General features: G+C 71.7%; 17 protein-coding genes. 10 read left to right on the top strand and 7 right to left on the bottom strand.

Annotation, left to right across the window (positions count from 1 at the left end):
- The first annotated feature begins 126 nt into the window (after positions 1-126).
- From J2W45_RS03240 to J2W45_RS03210, 7 genes are read left to right on the top strand one after another with little or no spacing between them, the layout of a single operon-like run.
- Positions 127-1,038, top strand: a complete 912-nt coding sequence (locus tag J2W45_RS03240; protein WP_310128976.1) for an ATP-binding cassette domain-containing protein — start codon at positions 127-129, stop codon at positions 1,036-1,038.
- Complete coding sequence (locus J2W45_RS03235) at positions 1,035-1,901, top strand: ABC transporter permease subunit (protein ID WP_310128975.1); 867 nt, start codon at positions 1,035-1,037, stop codon at positions 1,899-1,901. The genes J2W45_RS03240 and J2W45_RS03235 overlap by 4 nt, the downstream gene beginning before the upstream one ends.
- Positions 1,902-1,909: 8 nt before the next feature.
- Complete coding sequence (locus J2W45_RS03230) at positions 1,910-3,286, top strand: sensor histidine kinase (protein ID WP_310128973.1); 1,377 nt, start codon at positions 1,910-1,912, stop codon at positions 3,284-3,286.
- The gene (locus tag J2W45_RS03225; RefSeq protein WP_310128972.1) at positions 3,283-3,957 is read left to right on the top strand and encodes a response regulator transcription factor; all 675 of its coding nucleotides are present in this window, start codon (positions 3,283-3,285) and stop codon (positions 3,955-3,957) included. The genes J2W45_RS03230 and J2W45_RS03225 overlap by 4 nt, the downstream gene beginning before the upstream one ends.
- 55 nt (positions 3,958-4,012) lie before the next feature.
- Entirely contained in the window at positions 4,013-5,158 is a 1,146-nt protein-coding gene (locus J2W45_RS03220) for a mechanosensitive ion channel family protein (RefSeq protein WP_310128970.1), read from the top strand.
- Positions 5,155-5,562 (top strand): globin, encoded by a 408-nt coding sequence (locus tag J2W45_RS03215; RefSeq protein WP_310128969.1) that lies wholly within the window; start codon positions 5,155-5,157, stop codon positions 5,560-5,562. Before J2W45_RS03220 ends, J2W45_RS03215 begins: the two co-directional genes overlap by 4 nt.
- A gap of 36 nt (positions 5,563-5,598) precedes the next feature.
- Complete coding sequence (locus J2W45_RS03210; RefSeq protein ID WP_310128967.1) at positions 5,599-7,245, top strand: FAD-binding dehydrogenase; 1,647 nt, start codon at positions 5,599-5,601, stop codon at positions 7,243-7,245.
- 117 nt (positions 7,246-7,362) lie between these two features.
- Here the strand turns inward: J2W45_RS03210 and J2W45_RS03205 are convergent, their stop codons facing one another.
- A complete protein-coding gene (locus J2W45_RS03205; protein ID WP_310128965.1) occupies positions 7,363-8,076 on the bottom strand; it encodes a hypothetical protein in 714 nt (237 codons plus the stop codon).
- Positions 8,077-8,118: 42 nt separating this feature from the next.
- Between J2W45_RS03205 and J2W45_RS03200 the strand changes: the two genes are divergently transcribed.
- The gene (locus J2W45_RS03200; protein WP_310128964.1) at positions 8,119-8,991 is read left to right on the top strand and encodes an acyl-CoA thioesterase; all 873 of its coding nucleotides are present in this window, start codon (positions 8,119-8,121) and stop codon (positions 8,989-8,991) included.
- Positions 8,992-9,018: 27 nt separating this feature from the next.
- On the opposite strand, the gene J2W45_RS03195 is transcribed toward J2W45_RS03200, so the two are convergent.
- Positions 9,019-9,732: a zf-HC2 domain-containing protein gene (locus tag J2W45_RS03195; protein ID WP_310128963.1), complete on the bottom strand. Its 714-nt coding sequence runs from the start codon at positions 9,730-9,732 to the stop codon at positions 9,019-9,021.
- The gene (locus tag J2W45_RS03190) at positions 9,729-10,241 is read right to left on the bottom strand and encodes a sigma-70 family RNA polymerase sigma factor (protein ID WP_310128961.1); all 513 of its coding nucleotides are present in this window, start codon (positions 10,239-10,241) and stop codon (positions 9,729-9,731) included. The genes J2W45_RS03195 and J2W45_RS03190 overlap by 4 nt, the downstream gene beginning before the upstream one ends.
- A 122-nt stretch (positions 10,242-10,363) precedes the next feature.
- Between J2W45_RS03190 and J2W45_RS03185 the strand changes: the two genes are divergently transcribed.
- Both J2W45_RS03185 and J2W45_RS03180 read left to right on the top strand, forming a co-directional pair.
- A complete protein-coding gene (locus tag J2W45_RS03185; RefSeq protein ID WP_310128959.1) occupies positions 10,364-10,825 on the top strand; it encodes a QcrA and Rieske domain-containing protein in 462 nt (153 codons plus the stop codon).
- A gap of 8 nt (positions 10,826-10,833) precedes the next feature.
- On the top strand, positions 10,834-11,349 hold the full coding sequence (locus J2W45_RS03180; protein WP_310128957.1) for a hypothetical protein: 516 nt from the start codon (positions 10,834-10,836) through the stop codon (positions 11,347-11,349).
- A gap of 66 nt (positions 11,350-11,415) precedes the next feature.
- Here J2W45_RS03180 and J2W45_RS03175 read toward each other — a convergent pair whose 3' ends face one another.
- The 4 genes from J2W45_RS03175 to J2W45_RS03160 all read right to left on the bottom strand — a co-directional run bounded on the left by J2W45_RS03175 (position 11,416) and on the right by J2W45_RS03160 (position 14,691).
- Positions 11,416-11,934, bottom strand: a complete 519-nt coding sequence (locus J2W45_RS03175) for an acyl-CoA thioesterase (protein ID WP_310128956.1) — start codon at positions 11,932-11,934, stop codon at positions 11,416-11,418.
- A gap of 13 nt (positions 11,935-11,947) precedes the next feature.
- Positions 11,948-13,630 carry an energy-dependent translational throttle protein EttA gene (gene ettA, locus J2W45_RS03170; RefSeq protein ID WP_310128955.1) on the bottom strand — a complete coding sequence of 561 codons (1,683 nt, stop codon included), beginning with the start codon at positions 13,628-13,630 and terminating at the stop codon, positions 11,948-11,950.
- 106 nt (positions 13,631-13,736) lie between these two features.
- Positions 13,737-14,255, bottom strand: a complete 519-nt coding sequence (locus tag J2W45_RS03165) for a DUF6993 domain-containing protein (RefSeq protein WP_310128954.1) — start codon at positions 14,253-14,255, stop codon at positions 13,737-13,739.
- 10 nt (positions 14,256-14,265) lie between these two features.
- Positions 14,266-14,691, bottom strand: a complete 426-nt coding sequence (locus tag J2W45_RS03160; protein ID WP_310128953.1) for a single-stranded DNA-binding protein — start codon at positions 14,689-14,691, stop codon at positions 14,266-14,268.
- Between the last annotated feature and the right edge of the window lie 110 nt (positions 14,692-14,801).

The raw sequence follows: 14,801 nt of genomic DNA, 5'->3' as shown, positions 1-14,801 counted from the left end.
CTCCCATCGCGGCGATCACCGGAGGGGCCGTGCGTCTGCACGGCCCCTCCGTCGTACCAGGCGGTCCTCCGGGGTGGTACCGCGGGAGGATGCCGTGACGCGAGCCGCGCCCCTAGTCTCGGACGTATGATCCAGCTCGATCACCTGACCAAGCGCTTCGGCGAGAAGACCGCCGTCGACGACATCACCGTGACCATCCAGCCGGGCAAGGTCACCGGCTTCCTCGGCCCGAACGGCGCCGGGAAGTCCACGACCATGCGGATGATCATGGGACTCGACCGGCCCACCCGCGGACGCGCGCTCATCAACGGCAAGCGCTACGCCGAGTTCCGCTCCCCGCTCACCGAGGTGGGCGCCCTGCTCGACGCCAAGGCCGTGCACACCGGGCGCACCGCCTACGCGCACCTGCTCGCGCTTGCCGCGACGCACGGCATCCCGAAGTCCCGCGTGCACGAGGTCATCGGCATGACGGGACTCGAGACGGTCGCGAGCAAGCGCGTCGGCGGCTTCTCGCTCGGGATGGGACAGCGGCTGGGCATCGCCGCCGCCATGCTCGGAGACCCCGCCACGCTCATCCTCGACGAGCCCGTCAACGGCCTCGACCCCGAGGGGGTGCTCTGGGTGCGTCAGTTCGCCCGTCACCTGGCGTCGCAGGGCCGCACCGTGTTCCTGTCGTCGCACCTGATGAGCGAGATGGCCCAGACGGCCGACCACATCGTCGTGCTGGGACGCGGTCGCGTGCTCGCGGACGCCCCGGTCGACACCATCCTCGCCGGGGCCACCCGGCATGCCGTCCGCGTGCGCACCCCGCAGCCCGAACAGCTCGCCCGGGCGGTGGCGGGCGCCGACGTCGCCGTCACCGGCGTCGAGGCGCAGCTGCTGGAGGTCACCGGCCTCACCGCGGCGCAGATCGGAGAGACCGCCGCCCGCGACGGCATCGTGCTGCACGAGCTGACGCCGATCAGCGCCTCCCTCGAGGAGGCCTACCTCGAACTCACCCAGGACGACGTCGAATACCGCACGGAGGTCAGCCGATGAGCACCGCCACCACCACCCAGCAGGGCACGGTCCACCCGCACACCTCGCTCGGCCACCTCAACTTCGCGCGGGTCGTCCGCTCGGAGTGGATCAAGCTCTGGACGCTGCGCTCGACGTTCTGGACCCTGATCAGCGCGGTCGTGCTCGTCGTCGGCATCGCCGCCCTGGTGGCCGTCGCGATCCCCGACAAGTCGACCCTGGTGGACCGAGTCTCCGCTGCACAGCGCGCGGCCGTCGAGGCGCAGGCGGCGGACTTCGCGCAGACCGCGGCGACCGCGGGCCTCACCTTCGCCTCCCTGGTCATCGCCGTGCTCGGCGTGCTCGTCATCAGCGGCGAGTTCTCGACCGGCATGATCCGCTCGTCCTTCACGGCCGTCCCGCGCCGGTTCCCGGTGTTCGGCGCCAAGACCCTGGTGCTGTTCGTCGTGGCGTTCCTCGCCGGCCTGATCAGCTCGGCCGCGTCGTGGGCCGTCGCCGTGCCCATCCTGACCGCGAAGGGCTACACGGGAGATCTGTTCTCGAGCGACACCCTCTGGGCGATCCTCGGAGCCGGCGCCTACCTCGGCCTGGTGGCCGTCTTCGCCCTCGGGGTCGGCGCGATTCTGAAGTCCACCGCGGGCGGGATCGCGGGCGCCCTCGGCGTGCTGCTCGTCCTGCCGATCATCGCGAGCCTGGTCGGCGGCCTGACGCGGACGCAGTGGGTCACCGACGCGCAGCACTACCTGATCAGCAACGCGGGCTCCGGCATGGCGGGTCTCGCCAACGGCGACCTCGAGCCGTGGGCGAACGTGCTCACCGTGCTCGTCTGGGCCGCCGTCGCCTTCGTCGGCGGCGCGCTCCTCCTGCAGCGCAGGGACGCCTGACCGCCGACGTGACCGCTCCCTCCCCCGCACCGGACGCCCCGGACGGCCTCGAACTGCCGAGGCCGCCCGGGGCGATCCGTCGCTACTTCGCGGCGCATCCCCTCGTCGTGGATGTGCTGCTCGCGGCCCTCTACCTGGTGCCGACGGTGATCGTGTCGCTCGTCGGCTTCGCCATGCGGCCGAGCGTGCAGGAGGCCGTCCTCCTGGTGCTCTCCGCGGCCGCGGGCGTCGCGCTGCTGGCGCGCCGGCACCGGCCGGTGGTCGTGTTCGCCTTGGCGACGCTCGTCCTCGGCGCCAGCGTGTTCCTGGGCCGCGACGTGGACCTGCTGCCGACGCTGTTCGCGCTCTACGCCCTGGCGGTGTACCGCTCCATCCGCTCCGCCTGGATCGCGTACGCCGTCACCGCCGCCGTCACGGTCGCGACGCTGACCACCGAGGTGCTGCTCCAGCAGGCCCAGGTGTTCACCCAGCTGCGGACGGCGGCGCTCCCCGCCGGCATCATCGTGCTCCTCTTCTCGGCCGTGGCGGTGCTGATCGGCAGCAACGTCGGCAACCGGCGGCGGTACCTGGATGCGCTCATCGACCGTGCCCGGCAGCTCGCGCGCGAGCGCGACCAGCAGGCCGAGATCGCGACGGCGGCGGAGCGCAGCCGCATCGCGGGCGAGCTGCACGATATCGTGTCGCACAGCCTCACGGTGATGATCACCCTCGCCGACGGTTCCGGGCGCCTCGCCGCGACCGCGCCGGATCGCTCCGCCGAGACGATGCGGCTCGTCGCCGAGACCGGCCGCGGGGCCCTCGCCGACATGCGGCGCCTGCTCGGCGTGCTCGGCGACGACGACGGCGAGCCCGCGGCACGCGCACCCCAGCCCGGCGTCGCCGACCTGGGCGCGCTGATCGAGACGTTCCGCGCGGCCGGCCTACCGGTGCGCATCACCGTGTCGGGGGTGCCGCCGGAGGACGCCGGGCAGCAGCTGACCGTGTACCGCGTGGTGCAGGAGGGGCTGACCAACGTGCTGCGCTATGCCGCGACGGCGACCGCGGTGCGGGTCGTCACGGTCTTCCAGCCCGGAAGCGTGATCCTGACGGTGGACGACGACGCGACCGTGCACGGCCCGCCGCATCAGGGGTCGGGACGCGGACTGCTCGGGCTGCGTGAGCGCGTCGGGCTGTACGGCGGCACGATCGAAGCCGGACCGCGGCCGGGCGGCGGCTGGCGGCTGCGGGCGGTATTCCCGGCGCTGCGAGGCGCGGCGGGCGCCGCATCCAACCCGGCTCCCGCATCCACCCCGGACCCCGCGTCCACGCCGGACCCCGCATCCACGCCGACCCCCGCATCCACCCCGACCCCCGCATCCACCCCGACCCGGAAGGAGACGCCGTGAGCGACGGCCCCATCCGCCTCCTGCTCGTCGACGACCAGCAGCTCGTCCGCCTCGGCTTCCGCATGGTGCTGGAGGCCGAGCCCGGACTCGTCGTGGTGGGCGAGGCCTCCGACGGCGCCGAGGCGGTGCGGCTGGCGGCGGAGCTCCGGCCCGATGTCGTGCTGATGGATGTGCGGATGCCGGTGCTCGACGGGATCGAGGCCACCCGGCGCATCATCGCGGCGCAGCCGTCGGCCCGCGTGATCGTGCTGACCACCTTCGACCTGGACGAGTACGCCTTCGGCGGTCTGCGCGCCGGCGCCAGCGGCTTCCTGCTGAAGGACGTGCGGCCCGACGAACTCGTCTCCGCAGTGCGCAGCGTCGCCGCCGGGGACGCGGCGGTGTCGGGACGCGTCACGCGCGCGATGCTCGAGCTCTTCGCCGACCGGCTGCCGGCGGGCGGCGCATCCCCCGCTCCGGGCCACGACCCGGTGGCCGCCCTCACGCCGCGGGAGCGCGAGATCCTCGCCGCCATCGGCGAGGGGCTCAGCAACGGCGAGATCGGCGCCCGGTTCTACCTCACGGAGTCGACGGTCAAGACGCACGTCGGGCGCGTGCTCGCCAAGCTGCACCTGCGCGACCGCGTGCACGCGGTGATCTTCGCCTACGAGAACGGACTGCGGGAACCGTGAACCGCCCGGCCGGTCCAGCGACCGCCAAGGCACGGCTCGCTAGGCTCGGAGCGGTATGGAGATCCTGAAAGCAACCTTCTGGACCGAACTCGGGTCGTGGGCCGTCGCGGCCGGCTGGAACATCCTCAGCGCCGCGTGCATCGTCGGCGGCGCCTTCCTGCTGAGCTGGATCCTGCGGGTGGTCATCCGCAAGGTCGTGCAGCGCATCGTCAGCGGCGTGAAGAAGGGGCAGAACGTCAGCGACACGCAGGCGCTGGTCGCCTCGCCGCTCGCGGCCGTGCGCCTCGTGCAGCGCACGCGGACCCTCGGCTCGGTGCTCACGAACATCGTCAACGTGACGATCGGCATCATCGCGATCATCCTCATCCTGAACGTGTTCGTGCCGGATGTGCTGGGGTCGTTCGCGCTCCTCACGGCAGCGATCGGCGCCGGTCTCGGTTTCGGCGCGCAGAACATCGTCAAGGATGTGCTCAACGGCCTGTTCATGGTGATGGAGGACCAGCTCGGCGTGGGCGACGTGGTCGACCTCGGGTCGGCGACCGGTGTCGTGGAGGCGGTCGGCATCCGCGTCACCCAGGTGCGCGACGTCAACGGGACGCTCTGGTTCGTGCGCAACGGCGAGATCCTGCGCGTCGGCAACATGTCGCAGGGCTGGGCGCGGGTGATCATCGATGTCGCCGTGCCGTACGACGTCGACATGGACGCCGTGCAGGCCAAGATGCTCGAGGCCGCGAACGCGCTGGCGTCGAGCACCAAGTGGCGCTCGCGCATCCTGGAGAAGCCGGAGCTGTGGGGGCTGGAGTCGATCTCGGCCGACGCGATGGTCATCCGCCTGGTGCTGAAGACCCGCACGACCGCCAAGGACGACGTGTCGCGCGAGCTGCGCCTCCGCATCAAGCAGGCGCTCGACGAGCTGGACGTGAAGCTGCCCTCCCTCTCAGCCGTCGTGCTGACCGGCTTCGACAGCGCCGCCAGCGTCATGGGCGCGAAGCCGCCGCGCACCCGCCCCAGCCCGACCGTCACGACCGAGCCGCCGCTGAAGGGCCGGAAGGCCCGCGCCGCGGCCAAGCGCGGCACGGCGCAGGCGACGCCTCCGGCCGATCCGGGCGCGATCCGGGTCACCCCGGCGATCGAGAACAAGCCGGCGGGTGCCGCCCCGAAGTCCGCATCCGAGAAGCGCACGGACGGAGACCCGACGTGAGCCTGCCGCTCATCCCCACCGGCCCGCAGAAGGCGTTCTACGACGAGGTCGGCGGCCGTCCGACCTTCCAGCGCCTCGTCGACGTGTTCTACGACGGGGTCGCCGACGACCCGGTGCTGCGTCCGATGTACCCGGAGGAGGACCTCGGACCGGCGAAGGAGCGGCTGCTCCTGTTCCTGGAGCAGTACTGGGGCGGTCCCACCACCTACAGCCAGCAGCGCGGTCACCCCCGGCTCCGGATGCGGCACAACCCGTTCAAGGTCAACCCGGACGCCCGCGACCGCTGGCTCGCCCACATGCGCGTCGCGGTCGAGCGGCTCGAGCTGCCGCCCCTCCAGGAGGAGACGCTCTGGAGCTACCTCGAGCGGGCGGCGTTCGCTATGGTCAACACATTCGAGGAGTAGCCCTCCCCCGCCATCCCGGTGCCGAAGGAGACACGGATGACACACGAAACGGACGCGATCGTCGTCGGAGCCGGCCTCTCCGGACTGGTCGCCGCCTCCGAACTCCTGGATGCGGGACGGCGCGTCACCATCGTCGAGCAGGAGCCCTCGGCCTCCTTCGGCGGACAGGCGTGGTGGTCGTTCGGCGGGCTGTTCCTGATCGACTCGCCCGAGCAGCGGCGGATGGGCGTGCACGACTCGCTCGCCCTCGCCCGTGACGACTGGTTCGGGTCGGCCGGCTTCGACCGGGCGGAGGACCACTGGCCGCGCCGCTGGGCCGAGGCGTACCTGCAGTTCGCCGCCGGCGAGAAGCGCGCGTGGCTGCACGAGAAGGGCCTCCGGTTCTTCCCCGTCGTGGGCTGGGCGGAGCGCGGCAGCGGTTCGGCGGGAGGCCACGGCAACTCGGTGCCGCGTTTCCACATCACCTGGGGCACCGGACCGGGCGTGGTCGAACCCTTCGCCCGGCGGGTGCAGTCGGCCGCCGCCAGCGGACGCGCATCCCTCCGCAACCGTCACCGCGTCGACGCGCTGATCGTGGAAGACGGCCGGGTGGTCGGAGTGCGCGGGGCCGTGCTGGCGCCCGACCCCGCCGAGCGCGGCGCACCGAGCAACCGGGAGGTGACCGGCGACTTCGAGTTCCGCGCCCCCGTGGTGATCGTCGCGTCCGGCGGCATCGGTGGCAACCACGACCTGGTGCGGGCCGCGTGGCCCGCGCGCCTCGGCGAGCCGCCCGCGCACATGCTGTCGGGCGTGCCCGCGCATGTCGACGGGCGGATGCTCGGGATCGCGGAGACCGCCGGCGCGCACCTCATCAACGGCGACCGGATGTGGCACTACACCGAGGGCATCACCAACTGGGACCCGGTGTGGGAGCGGCACGGCATCCGCATCCTCCCGGGTCCGTCGTCGCTGTGGCTCGACGCGCACGGCGACCGGCTGCCGTCGCCGCTGTTCCCCGGTTTCGACACGCTCGGGACGCTGGAGCACCTGCGCCGGACCGGCTCGGACTACAGCTGGTTCGTGCTGACGCAGCGGATCATCGAGAAGGAGTTCGCGCTCAGCGGCAGCGAGCAGAACCCCGACCTGACCGGCAAGGACCTGCGCCTCCTCGCCAGCCGCGTCGGACCGGGCGCCCCCGGCCCCGTGGAGGCCTTCAAGGAGCACGGCACGGACTTCGTGGTGGCCGACACCCTGGACGAGCTGCTCGCGGGCATGCAGCGCATCGCGGACGTCCCCCTCGACACCGAGCTGGTCACCCGGCACGTGCACGAGCGCGACCGGCAGCTCGACAACGAGTTCGGCAAGGACCTGCAGCTCGCCGCGATCCGCGGGGCGCGGAAGTACCGGGGTGACCGGCTCATCCGCGTCGCGCCGCCGCACAAACTGCTCGACCCGTCGGCGGGACCGCTCATCGCGGTCAAGCTGCACATCCTGACGCGCAAGAGCCTGGGCGGGATCGAGACCGACCTCGACGGGCGCGTGATCGGCCCGGGCGGCCGTCCGGTGCCGGGGCTGTACGCGGTCGGCGAGGCGGCCGGCTTCGGCGGCGGCGGGATGCACGGCTACCGCGCCCTGGAGGGCACGTTCCTCGGCGGCTGCCTGTTCTCCGGCCGCCAAGCCGGCCGCGCCGCCGCCCTCGCCTGACCTGCGCCCTCTCCCCCTCCGTCGAGTCCTCGAAAAGTGAACGCCTTTGCGGCGTGTCGCGTGCACTTTTTGAGGACTCGACGGAGGGGCGGGGCTTGATGCGGTGCGGGGGGGGGGTTAGCGGCGGAGGCTCCAGGAGGCTCGGCGGACCAGGGTGTGGCCGCGGCGGGTGGTGAGGCGGGTCCAGGTGCCGGTCTCGTGGATGGTGACGGGCTCGTCGTCGCCGAGGAAGCCGAGGCTCTCGGCGGCGAAGCCGGCGCCCGCCGGGACGTACTCGAGGCCCTCGATCTCGCGGCCCCACACCTCGGCGCGGACGCGCTGGACGAGCTGCTCGCCGGTCCCCGTCGGGACCGCTTCCGCGACCTCGGCGATGCCGTCGCGCGCCATTGTCCGCAGGCGGCCGGGATCGGTCTCGCCCACCTTGTGCCAGCCGCCGCGCGGCGGGGAGATGCCCGCCCAGGTGACCGTCGACACCTCCAGCGGCAGCCGGATCTCGATCGGACCGTCGGGCGCGGCGCCCGACTCCGCCTGCGCCTCGGCAGCGGCCGCCTCGGCGCTCTCGCGCACGCGCGCCACCCGGTCGAGCAGCGAGCGGATCGGCACGACGGCGTCGAACTCGGCGTCGTTCCCGATGGCGAAGGTCCGCAGGCCCAGCACCGTCGGCGTGGTGTCGAGCAGCCCTCGCGGGTACAGGATCGCGGTGTAGACGGCGAGCACGCCCGAACCGGCGATCAGGCGCACGGAACCTTCCTCGACACGGGCCGCCCGAGACAGATACGTCTGCAGGTCGGCGACGGCGAGGGCATCCATCAGGGAAAACGACTGGTTCATCGGGTGTCTAAACTACCAACAGACCATCGACTTGGAGGCACCGTGACCGAGCCCCTGGCTTCCCTACTGACCGCGCTCGATCTCACCGACACCGGTGCACGCACCAGCGAGGACATCTTCACGGGCCCCTCCCAGTGGATGCCGCTGGGCCGTGTCTTCGGCGGCCAGGTGCTCGCGCAGTCCATCGTCGCGGCGACCCGCACCGTGGAGGACGACCGCAGCATCCACTCGATGCACGGGTACTTCCTGCGGCCGGGTGACGTGAACTTCCCGATCACCTTCTCGGTCGACCGCATCCACGACGGCCGTTCGTTCTCCACCCGACGGACGCAGGCCTACCAGAACGGCCTGCCCATCCTGTCGATGATCGCGTCGTACCAGACCGAGGACGAGGGCTTCGAGCACCAGGATGCGATGCCGGACGGCATCCCTGGACCGGAGGAGCTGCCCTCCACCGCCTCCACTCTCGAGGACGTCCGGCACCCGGTCGCGCAGTATTGGGCCAGCCAGCGGCCATTCGACATGCGGCACGTCACCTCACCGATCTACCTGTCCGTGGAGGGCGACCGCGTCGCCCACCAGGCGGTGTGGTTCCGGACGATCGGCGAGATGCCGGACGACATGGCGCTGCACCGCGCCGCGCTGGCGTACGCGAGCGACTACACGATCATGGAGTCCGTCATGCGCCGCCACGGCATCGCCTGGGCGACGCCGGGGCTGAAGGCGGCGAGCCTCGACCACGCGATGTGGTGGCACCGCCCGGCGCGCGTCGACGAGTGGCTGCTGTACGTGCAGGAGTCGCCGACCGCCGGCGGCGGCCGCGGCCTCTCGCAGGGACGCATCTTCACCCGCGACGGACGCCTGGTGGCGAGCGTCGCGCAGGAGGCGACGATCCGCCTCCCCCGCGCCGACTGAGCCGGGTCCCGAGGCGTCGCCCGCCGGTCAGTCGAAGGTGCTGCGGAGCAGGACGGTCCCGGCTCCGGCGGCACGGATGTCCACGCTCGCGATGTCCTTCAGCGGCACGCTGGTCGTCGCGATCGGGCGCGCGGTGGTGCCCTCGTCGGCCGTCCAGGTGGAGATCGTGTACTGCTGACCCGCGCGGTCGGTGACGACCATCGCATACGTCCAGGCGTGCGAGCCCTCCTCACCGCCGACGTGGGCGTATTTGCAGGTCGAGTCGATGCGCGTGCCCCACGGCTCGGCGGTCAGCCGCACGTCCGCGGTGAGCGGGCTCGGCTCGACCTGCTGCATGGCGACGGCCGTCTGCGGCGCGGACACCGGGTTGAGCACGGTCGGCAGCACGAGCGCGGCGACGCCCACGAGCAGGGCAGCGGCGACCGTGGAGAGCCCCGCGATCAGCCAGCGCGCCCGGACCCGCCGGCGGCGGACGCGGTGCAGAAGCGCCGGGAGCAGCTCCGGGGAGGGCCCGCGGTCATCGGCGGGTGCCGCCTCCGGCGCCTCCTCGTCGAGCAGGGCGAACGCCTGCTCGCGGGGCACCCGGCTCAGGATGCCCGGCATACCCGCCAGCTCCGAGACGGCCTCCGAGCACCGCTCGCAGTCGCGCAGGTGCGCCTCGAACTCGCGCCGCTCGGCCGGTGAGAGCGCGCCGAGCACATACGCGGCGTCCCAGGTGGCGAACTCGTCGTGGGTGGTCATCGTTCCGTCACCCCTCTCTCCTGAAGGGCGAGCCGCAGGGCCCGCAGTCCGTAGTGGAGGCGCGATTTGACGGTGCCCTCGGGGATGTCGAGCTCGCGGGCGATCTCGGCCACCGAGCGTCCGCCGTAGTAGGCGTGGACGATGACGGCCCGGTGCTCGACGGACAGCTCGGCCAGGGCGTCGGAGACCAGCCAGGCGTCGAGGACCGCATCCGCCTCGCTGTCCGGGGCCGGACGCTCCGGGACCTCGTCGGTGCCGAACTCGTGCCGGTGCTGCGCGCTGCGGCGCCCGTCGATCACCAGGTTGCGCGCCACGGTGAACAGCCACGTGCGGGCGGACTGCTGGGACTGGTCCAGCACCGTGGGCTTCCGCCAGGCGCGCAGCAGCGTCTCCTGCACGATGTCGTCGGCCATCGCCCGGTCGCCGGTGAGGTGCACCACGTACCGCCAGACCGCCTGCGCGTGCTGGTCGTGCAGTTCGCGCAGCAAGCGGGCGTCCTCCTCCGGCATGTTCACCTCCACCCTGTACACGATGCAGCCGGTGGAAAGGTTCACACGCCACGGTTGAACCGACCGCTGCATCGTCTCGTGAATACGGTAAGAGACGAATCCGCCGAACGGGAGGAACCCGCATGAACGACCACGCACCGCTCACCCGCCGAACGCTCGTGTCCATCGGCGGAGTCTCCGCCGGCGCCCTGCTGCTCGCCGCCTGCACACCGGGTGGTGCGGACGGCTCGAGCGGCTCCGGCGACGGCTCGGGCGACTCGGGCGGCTCCGGCGGCTCGGGCGGCGGTTCGGGTACCGCCGAGGTGTCGCTGGCGTCCATCCCGGTGGGCGGTGCGGTGTCGGCGACGCTCGGCGGCAAGCCGATCGTGGTGTCTCAGCCGAGCGCCGGCAAGGTGGTCGCGTTCAGCGCGGTGTGCACGCACCAGGGCTGCACGGTGGCGCCGCAGGGCAAGGAGTTCGACTGCCCGTGCCACGGCTCCCGGTTCGACGGGGCGACCGGCGACGTTCTGAACGGTCCCGCGCGCGACCCGCTGCCGAAGCTGAAGGCGCAGGTCTCGGGCGACTCCGTGACCGTGACCGAGTAGGGGCCGTCGTGGAGGTCAACGGGCTGCCGCTGCACGTCCTGCTCGTCCACTTCGTGGTGGTGCTGATCCCGCTGACGGCGGTCGCCGCGCTGCTGGTGCCGATCTGGCCCGCGGCGCGCCGGCGTCTGGGGATCGTGGTGCCGTTGCTGGCGCTGGCGGACCTGGTGCTGGTGCCGGTGGTGACGGAGGCCGGCGAGTGGTTGCAGGCGCGCGTGCCGTCGACGCCGCTCATCCTGCAGCACGCCGCCCTCGGGCGCACGCTGCTGCCGTGGGTGATCGCCTTGTTCGTGTTCTCGGTGCTGCAGTGGGCGTGGTTCTTCTTCATCGATCGCCCCGGCTCCCGGCGCCAGCCGTCGCCGGTGGTGCACCGGGTGGTGCTCGTCGTGCTGACCGTGATCGCCCTGGTGCTGGCCGTCGGCACCATCGTGGAGGTCGTGCTGATCGGCGAGGCCGGCTCGCGGGCGATCTGGGAGAACTCGTTCAGCCCGACGCCGCTGCCGACCGCGCCGTCGCCGACGCCCTGACCGGCGCTGCCGGGCGGGGCGCCGCGTTCGCCGGTCAGTTCGTCTGCCGGGCGGGGCGCCGGCCGGTCAGGCGCGCTTCGCGAACGCGACCGGCTCGTCGAGGTACGGCGTCCAGGCGTCGCGCTCGCGGTCGTTGATGCGCCGCGGGCGCTGTGTCGTGGCGTCGACGAGCACGATCGTGGTCGCGGCCCGCGAGAACAGCGTGCGCGGCTCGGTGCCTTCCGGCGACCAGACCTCGTAGCAGACCTCGAGGCTGGCGCCGCCGAGCCGCCCGAGCCACAGCTGCACGTCGAGCGGCTGACGCAGGTACGGGATGGGCGCCAGGTACTCGATCTCCTGGCGCGCGATCAGCGTGAGGGTGTCCGCGCCGGGGCGTCCGTCGAGGACGGCCGTCGACGCTCCGACCGCTTCGCCGCTCCCCCGCACCGGCTCGCCGTTCGCCGTTCCGGCCTCGGCGCTGTCGTCGGTCACCCAGAACGCCTCGATGCGCGCCTCCTCGAGGAGGCGCAGCATCTCGGCGTTGTTGACGTGCCCGTAGGCGTCGAGGTCGCTCCAGCGGAGCTTGATCGGAACGTGCAGTCGCATCGGGTCGCCTGGCTCAGTCGCGGGTGAGCTTGCGGTACGCGGAGCGGTGCGGCTTCGCCGCGTCCGGTCCCAGACGCTCGACCTTGTTCTCCTCGTACGCCTCGAAGTTGCCCTCGAACCAGTACCAGTCGGACGGGTTCTCCTCCGTGCCCTCGTAGGCGAGGATGTGCGTCGCGATGCGGTCGAGGAACCACCGGTCGTGGGTGATGACCACGGCGCAGCCGGGGAACTCGAGCAGCGCGTTCTCGAGGCTGGAGAGCGTCTCGACGTCGAGGTCGTTGGTCGGCTCGTCGAGGAGAAGCAGGTTGCCGCCCTGCTTGAGCGTGAGCGCGAGGTTGAGGCGGTTGCGCTCACCGCCCGACAGCACGCCGGACTTCTTCTGCTGGTCCGGTCCCTTGAAGCCGAACGTCGAGACGTAGGCGCGCGACGGGACCTCGGTCTTGCCGACCTGGATGTAGTCGAGACCGTCGGAGACGACCTCCCAGACGTTCTTGTTGGGGTCGATGCCGCCACGGGTCTGGTCGACGTACGAGATCTTGACCGTCTCGCCGACCTTCAGGTCGCCGCCGTCGAGGGGCTCGAGCCCGACGATCGTCTTGAACAGGGTCGTCTTTCCGACGCCGTTCGGGCCGATCACGCCGACGATGCCGTTGCGCGGGAGGGTGAAGCTGAGCCCGTCGATGAGCATGCGCTCACCGAAGCCCTTCTCCAGGCCCTTGGCCTCGATGACGAGCTGGCCGAGGCGCGGCCCCGGCGGGATCTGGATCTCCTCGAAGTCGAGCTTCCTGGTGCGCTCGGCCTCCGCCGCCATCTCCTCGTAGCGGGCGAGACGCGCCTTGGACTTCGCCTGGCGGCCCTTCGCGTTGCTGCGCACCCAGTCGAGCTCCTCGGAGAGGCGCTTGGCGAGCTTCGCGTCCTTCTTGCCCTGGATCTCCAGGCGCTCGCGCTTCTTCTCGAGGTAGGTCGAGTAGTTGCCCTCGTACGGGTAGAGGTGGCCGCGGTCGACCTCGGCGATCCACTCGGCGACGTGGTCGAGGAAGTACCGGTCGTGCGTCACGGCGAGCACGGCGCCGTGGTACTTGGCCAGGTGCTGTTCGAGCCAGAGCACGCTCTCGGCGTCGAGGTGGTTGGTCGGCTCGTCGAGGAGGAGCAGGTCGGGCTTCTGCAGCAGCAGGCGGCACAGCGCGACGCGCCGCTTCTCACCACCGGAGAGGGTGTTCACCGGCCAGTCCCCCGGCGGGCAGCGCAGGGCGTCCATCGCCTGCTCCAGCTGGGAGTCGAGGTCCCACGCGTCGGCGGCGTCGATCTGCTCCTGCAGCGTGCCCATCTCTGCGAGCAGCGTGTCGAAGTCGGCGTCCGGGTCGGCCAGCAGCCCCGAGATCTCGTTGAAGCGGTCGACCTTGTCCTTGATCTCGCCGACGCCCTCCTGCACGTTCTCGAGGACCGTCTTGTTCTCGTCGAGCTCCGGCTCCTGCATGAGGATGCCGACGGTGTATCCCGGGGAGAGCTTGGCCTCGCCGTTGGAGGGGGTGTCCAGGCCGGCCATGATCTTCAGGATGGTGGACTTACCGGCGCCGTTGGGACCGACGACACCGATCTTGGCTCCGGGGAGGAACGCCATCGTCACGTCGTCGAGGATCACCTTGTCGCCGACCGCCTTGCGGGCCCGCACCATCGAGTAAATGTATTCGGCCACTCTTCTTCTCAAACTCCCTGTCGTCGGCTGTTTGCCGTATTCGAGGATACCGGGATAGCACCGCCCATCGGGCGGGCGTGCTCAGATCACCACGGGCGTGCTCGGATCACCAGTCGATCGCGCGAGTCTGCCCGACGAGGCAGGTGCCCGTCGACAGCACGGGGACGACCTCGCTCCAGTACCCGCCCGCGTCGGCGCCGTTCTGGCCGATCAGGCAGGTGTCGCCCATCCGCACCGAGAACTGAATGCTGTTCGCCTTCAGGCCGATGGTCGTGGTGTCGACGGTCACCTGCATGTCGCTCTTCTGGAACCCGGCCGCCACGAGGGCGTCGATGAAGTCGCGCCCCTGCGCGTTCGGGTTCGCCGCGAGGGTGGCGTGGTTCACCTGGTCGAAGTACGGAAGGTTCTGCTCCGCCGTCCCACCGGGGACCAGCGCGATGGCCGCCGGCGCCGAAGCGGTCGGGGCCGGGCTCGGGACCGCGACTGCGGTCGACGCCGCCGGGGACGCACTCGGTGCGGGTGCGCCCGCGCAGCCGGCGAGGCCCAGAGCGACCGCCGCGGACGCCGCGAACACGACCGCGGACACGGCGAACGGACCGGTCCGGCGGACCACGGGAGGCGTCATATGCCTCATCTTAGGGGGCGGCCGCTGGGAGCGCGTCGGGAGGCTCCGGCGCCTCGTCCGGCGCTCCGCTCGGGGAGTCGCCTCCGGCCGACTTGGTGAATCGGGACCGGCCCCACGCGAGGTCGTGCCCGATCGAGTCCGCTTCGATCTCCACGGTCATCCCCTGCTTCTCGCCGGTCCACTCCCGCAGGCACAGCCTCCCGGAGACGAGCACCGGGTCGCCCTTCACCACGCAGTCCGCCGCGCTCAGCGCGAGCCGACGGAAGGCGCTCACGGTGTACCAGTTGCTCCCACCGTCCTCCCACGAGGCGGCCTGGCGGTTGTAGCGGCGCCGCGTGGTGACGAGCCGGAAGCTCGTGATCGGCAGCCCGCCCTCCGTGACGAGGTGACGGGGCTCGGTGGCGACGAACCCGCGGACGGCGACAGTCTCGGACATTGATCTCTCCTCACCGGACCGCCCGGCAGCGGCCCCGAGACCACTCTCGCCGAGCGGCCGCGCGCAGGAATCGCGGACGGGACATCCGTGGAGAACCCGCTGAAGCGGCC

The sequence above is a fragment of the Leifsonia shinshuensis genome, from assembly GCF_031456835.1.
Lineage (GTDB): Bacteria > Actinomycetota > Actinomycetes > Actinomycetales > Microbacteriaceae > Leifsonia > Leifsonia shinshuensis_C.
This window is presented reverse-complemented; position numbering and strand designations above follow the sequence as displayed.

What these genes read in the sequence shown, in the direction of transcription:
- J2W45_RS03205 (WP_310128965.1), bottom strand. Translation starts at nt 8,076, where the DNA reads ATGAACCAGTCGTTTTCCCTGATGGATGCCCTCGCCGTCGCCGACCTG.
- J2W45_RS03210 (WP_310128967.1), top strand. Translation starts at nt 5,599, where the DNA reads ATGACACACGAAACGGACGCGATCGTCGTCGGAGCCGGCCTCTCCGGA.
- J2W45_RS03185 (WP_310128959.1), top strand. Translation starts at nt 10,364, where the DNA reads ATGAACGACCACGCACCGCTCACCCGCCGAACGCTCGTGTCCATCGGC.
- J2W45_RS03195 (WP_310128963.1), bottom strand. Translation starts at nt 9,732, where the DNA reads ATGACCACCCACGACGAGTTCGCCACCTGGGACGCCGCGTATGTGCTC.
- J2W45_RS03190 (WP_310128961.1), bottom strand. Translation starts at nt 10,241, where the DNA reads ATGCCGGAGGAGGACGCCCGCTTGCTGCGCGAACTGCACGACCAGCAC.
- J2W45_RS03160 (WP_310128953.1), bottom strand. Translation starts at nt 14,691, where the DNA reads ATGTCCGAGACTGTCGCCGTCCGCGGGTTCGTCGCCACCGAGCCCCGT.
- J2W45_RS03175 (WP_310128956.1), bottom strand. Translation starts at nt 11,934, where the DNA reads ATGCGACTGCACGTTCCGATCAAGCTCCGCTGGAGCGACCTCGACGCC.
- J2W45_RS03240 (WP_310128976.1), top strand. Translation starts at nt 127, where the DNA reads ATGATCCAGCTCGATCACCTGACCAAGCGCTTCGGCGAGAAGACCGCC.
- J2W45_RS03220 (WP_310128970.1), top strand. Translation starts at nt 4,013, where the DNA reads ATGGAGATCCTGAAAGCAACCTTCTGGACCGAACTCGGGTCGTGGGCC.
- J2W45_RS03235 (WP_310128975.1), top strand. Translation starts at nt 1,035, where the DNA reads ATGAGCACCGCCACCACCACCCAGCAGGGCACGGTCCACCCGCACACC.
- J2W45_RS03165 (WP_310128954.1), bottom strand. Translation starts at nt 14,255, where the DNA reads ATGACGCCTCCCGTGGTCCGCCGGACCGGTCCGTTCGCCGTGTCCGCG.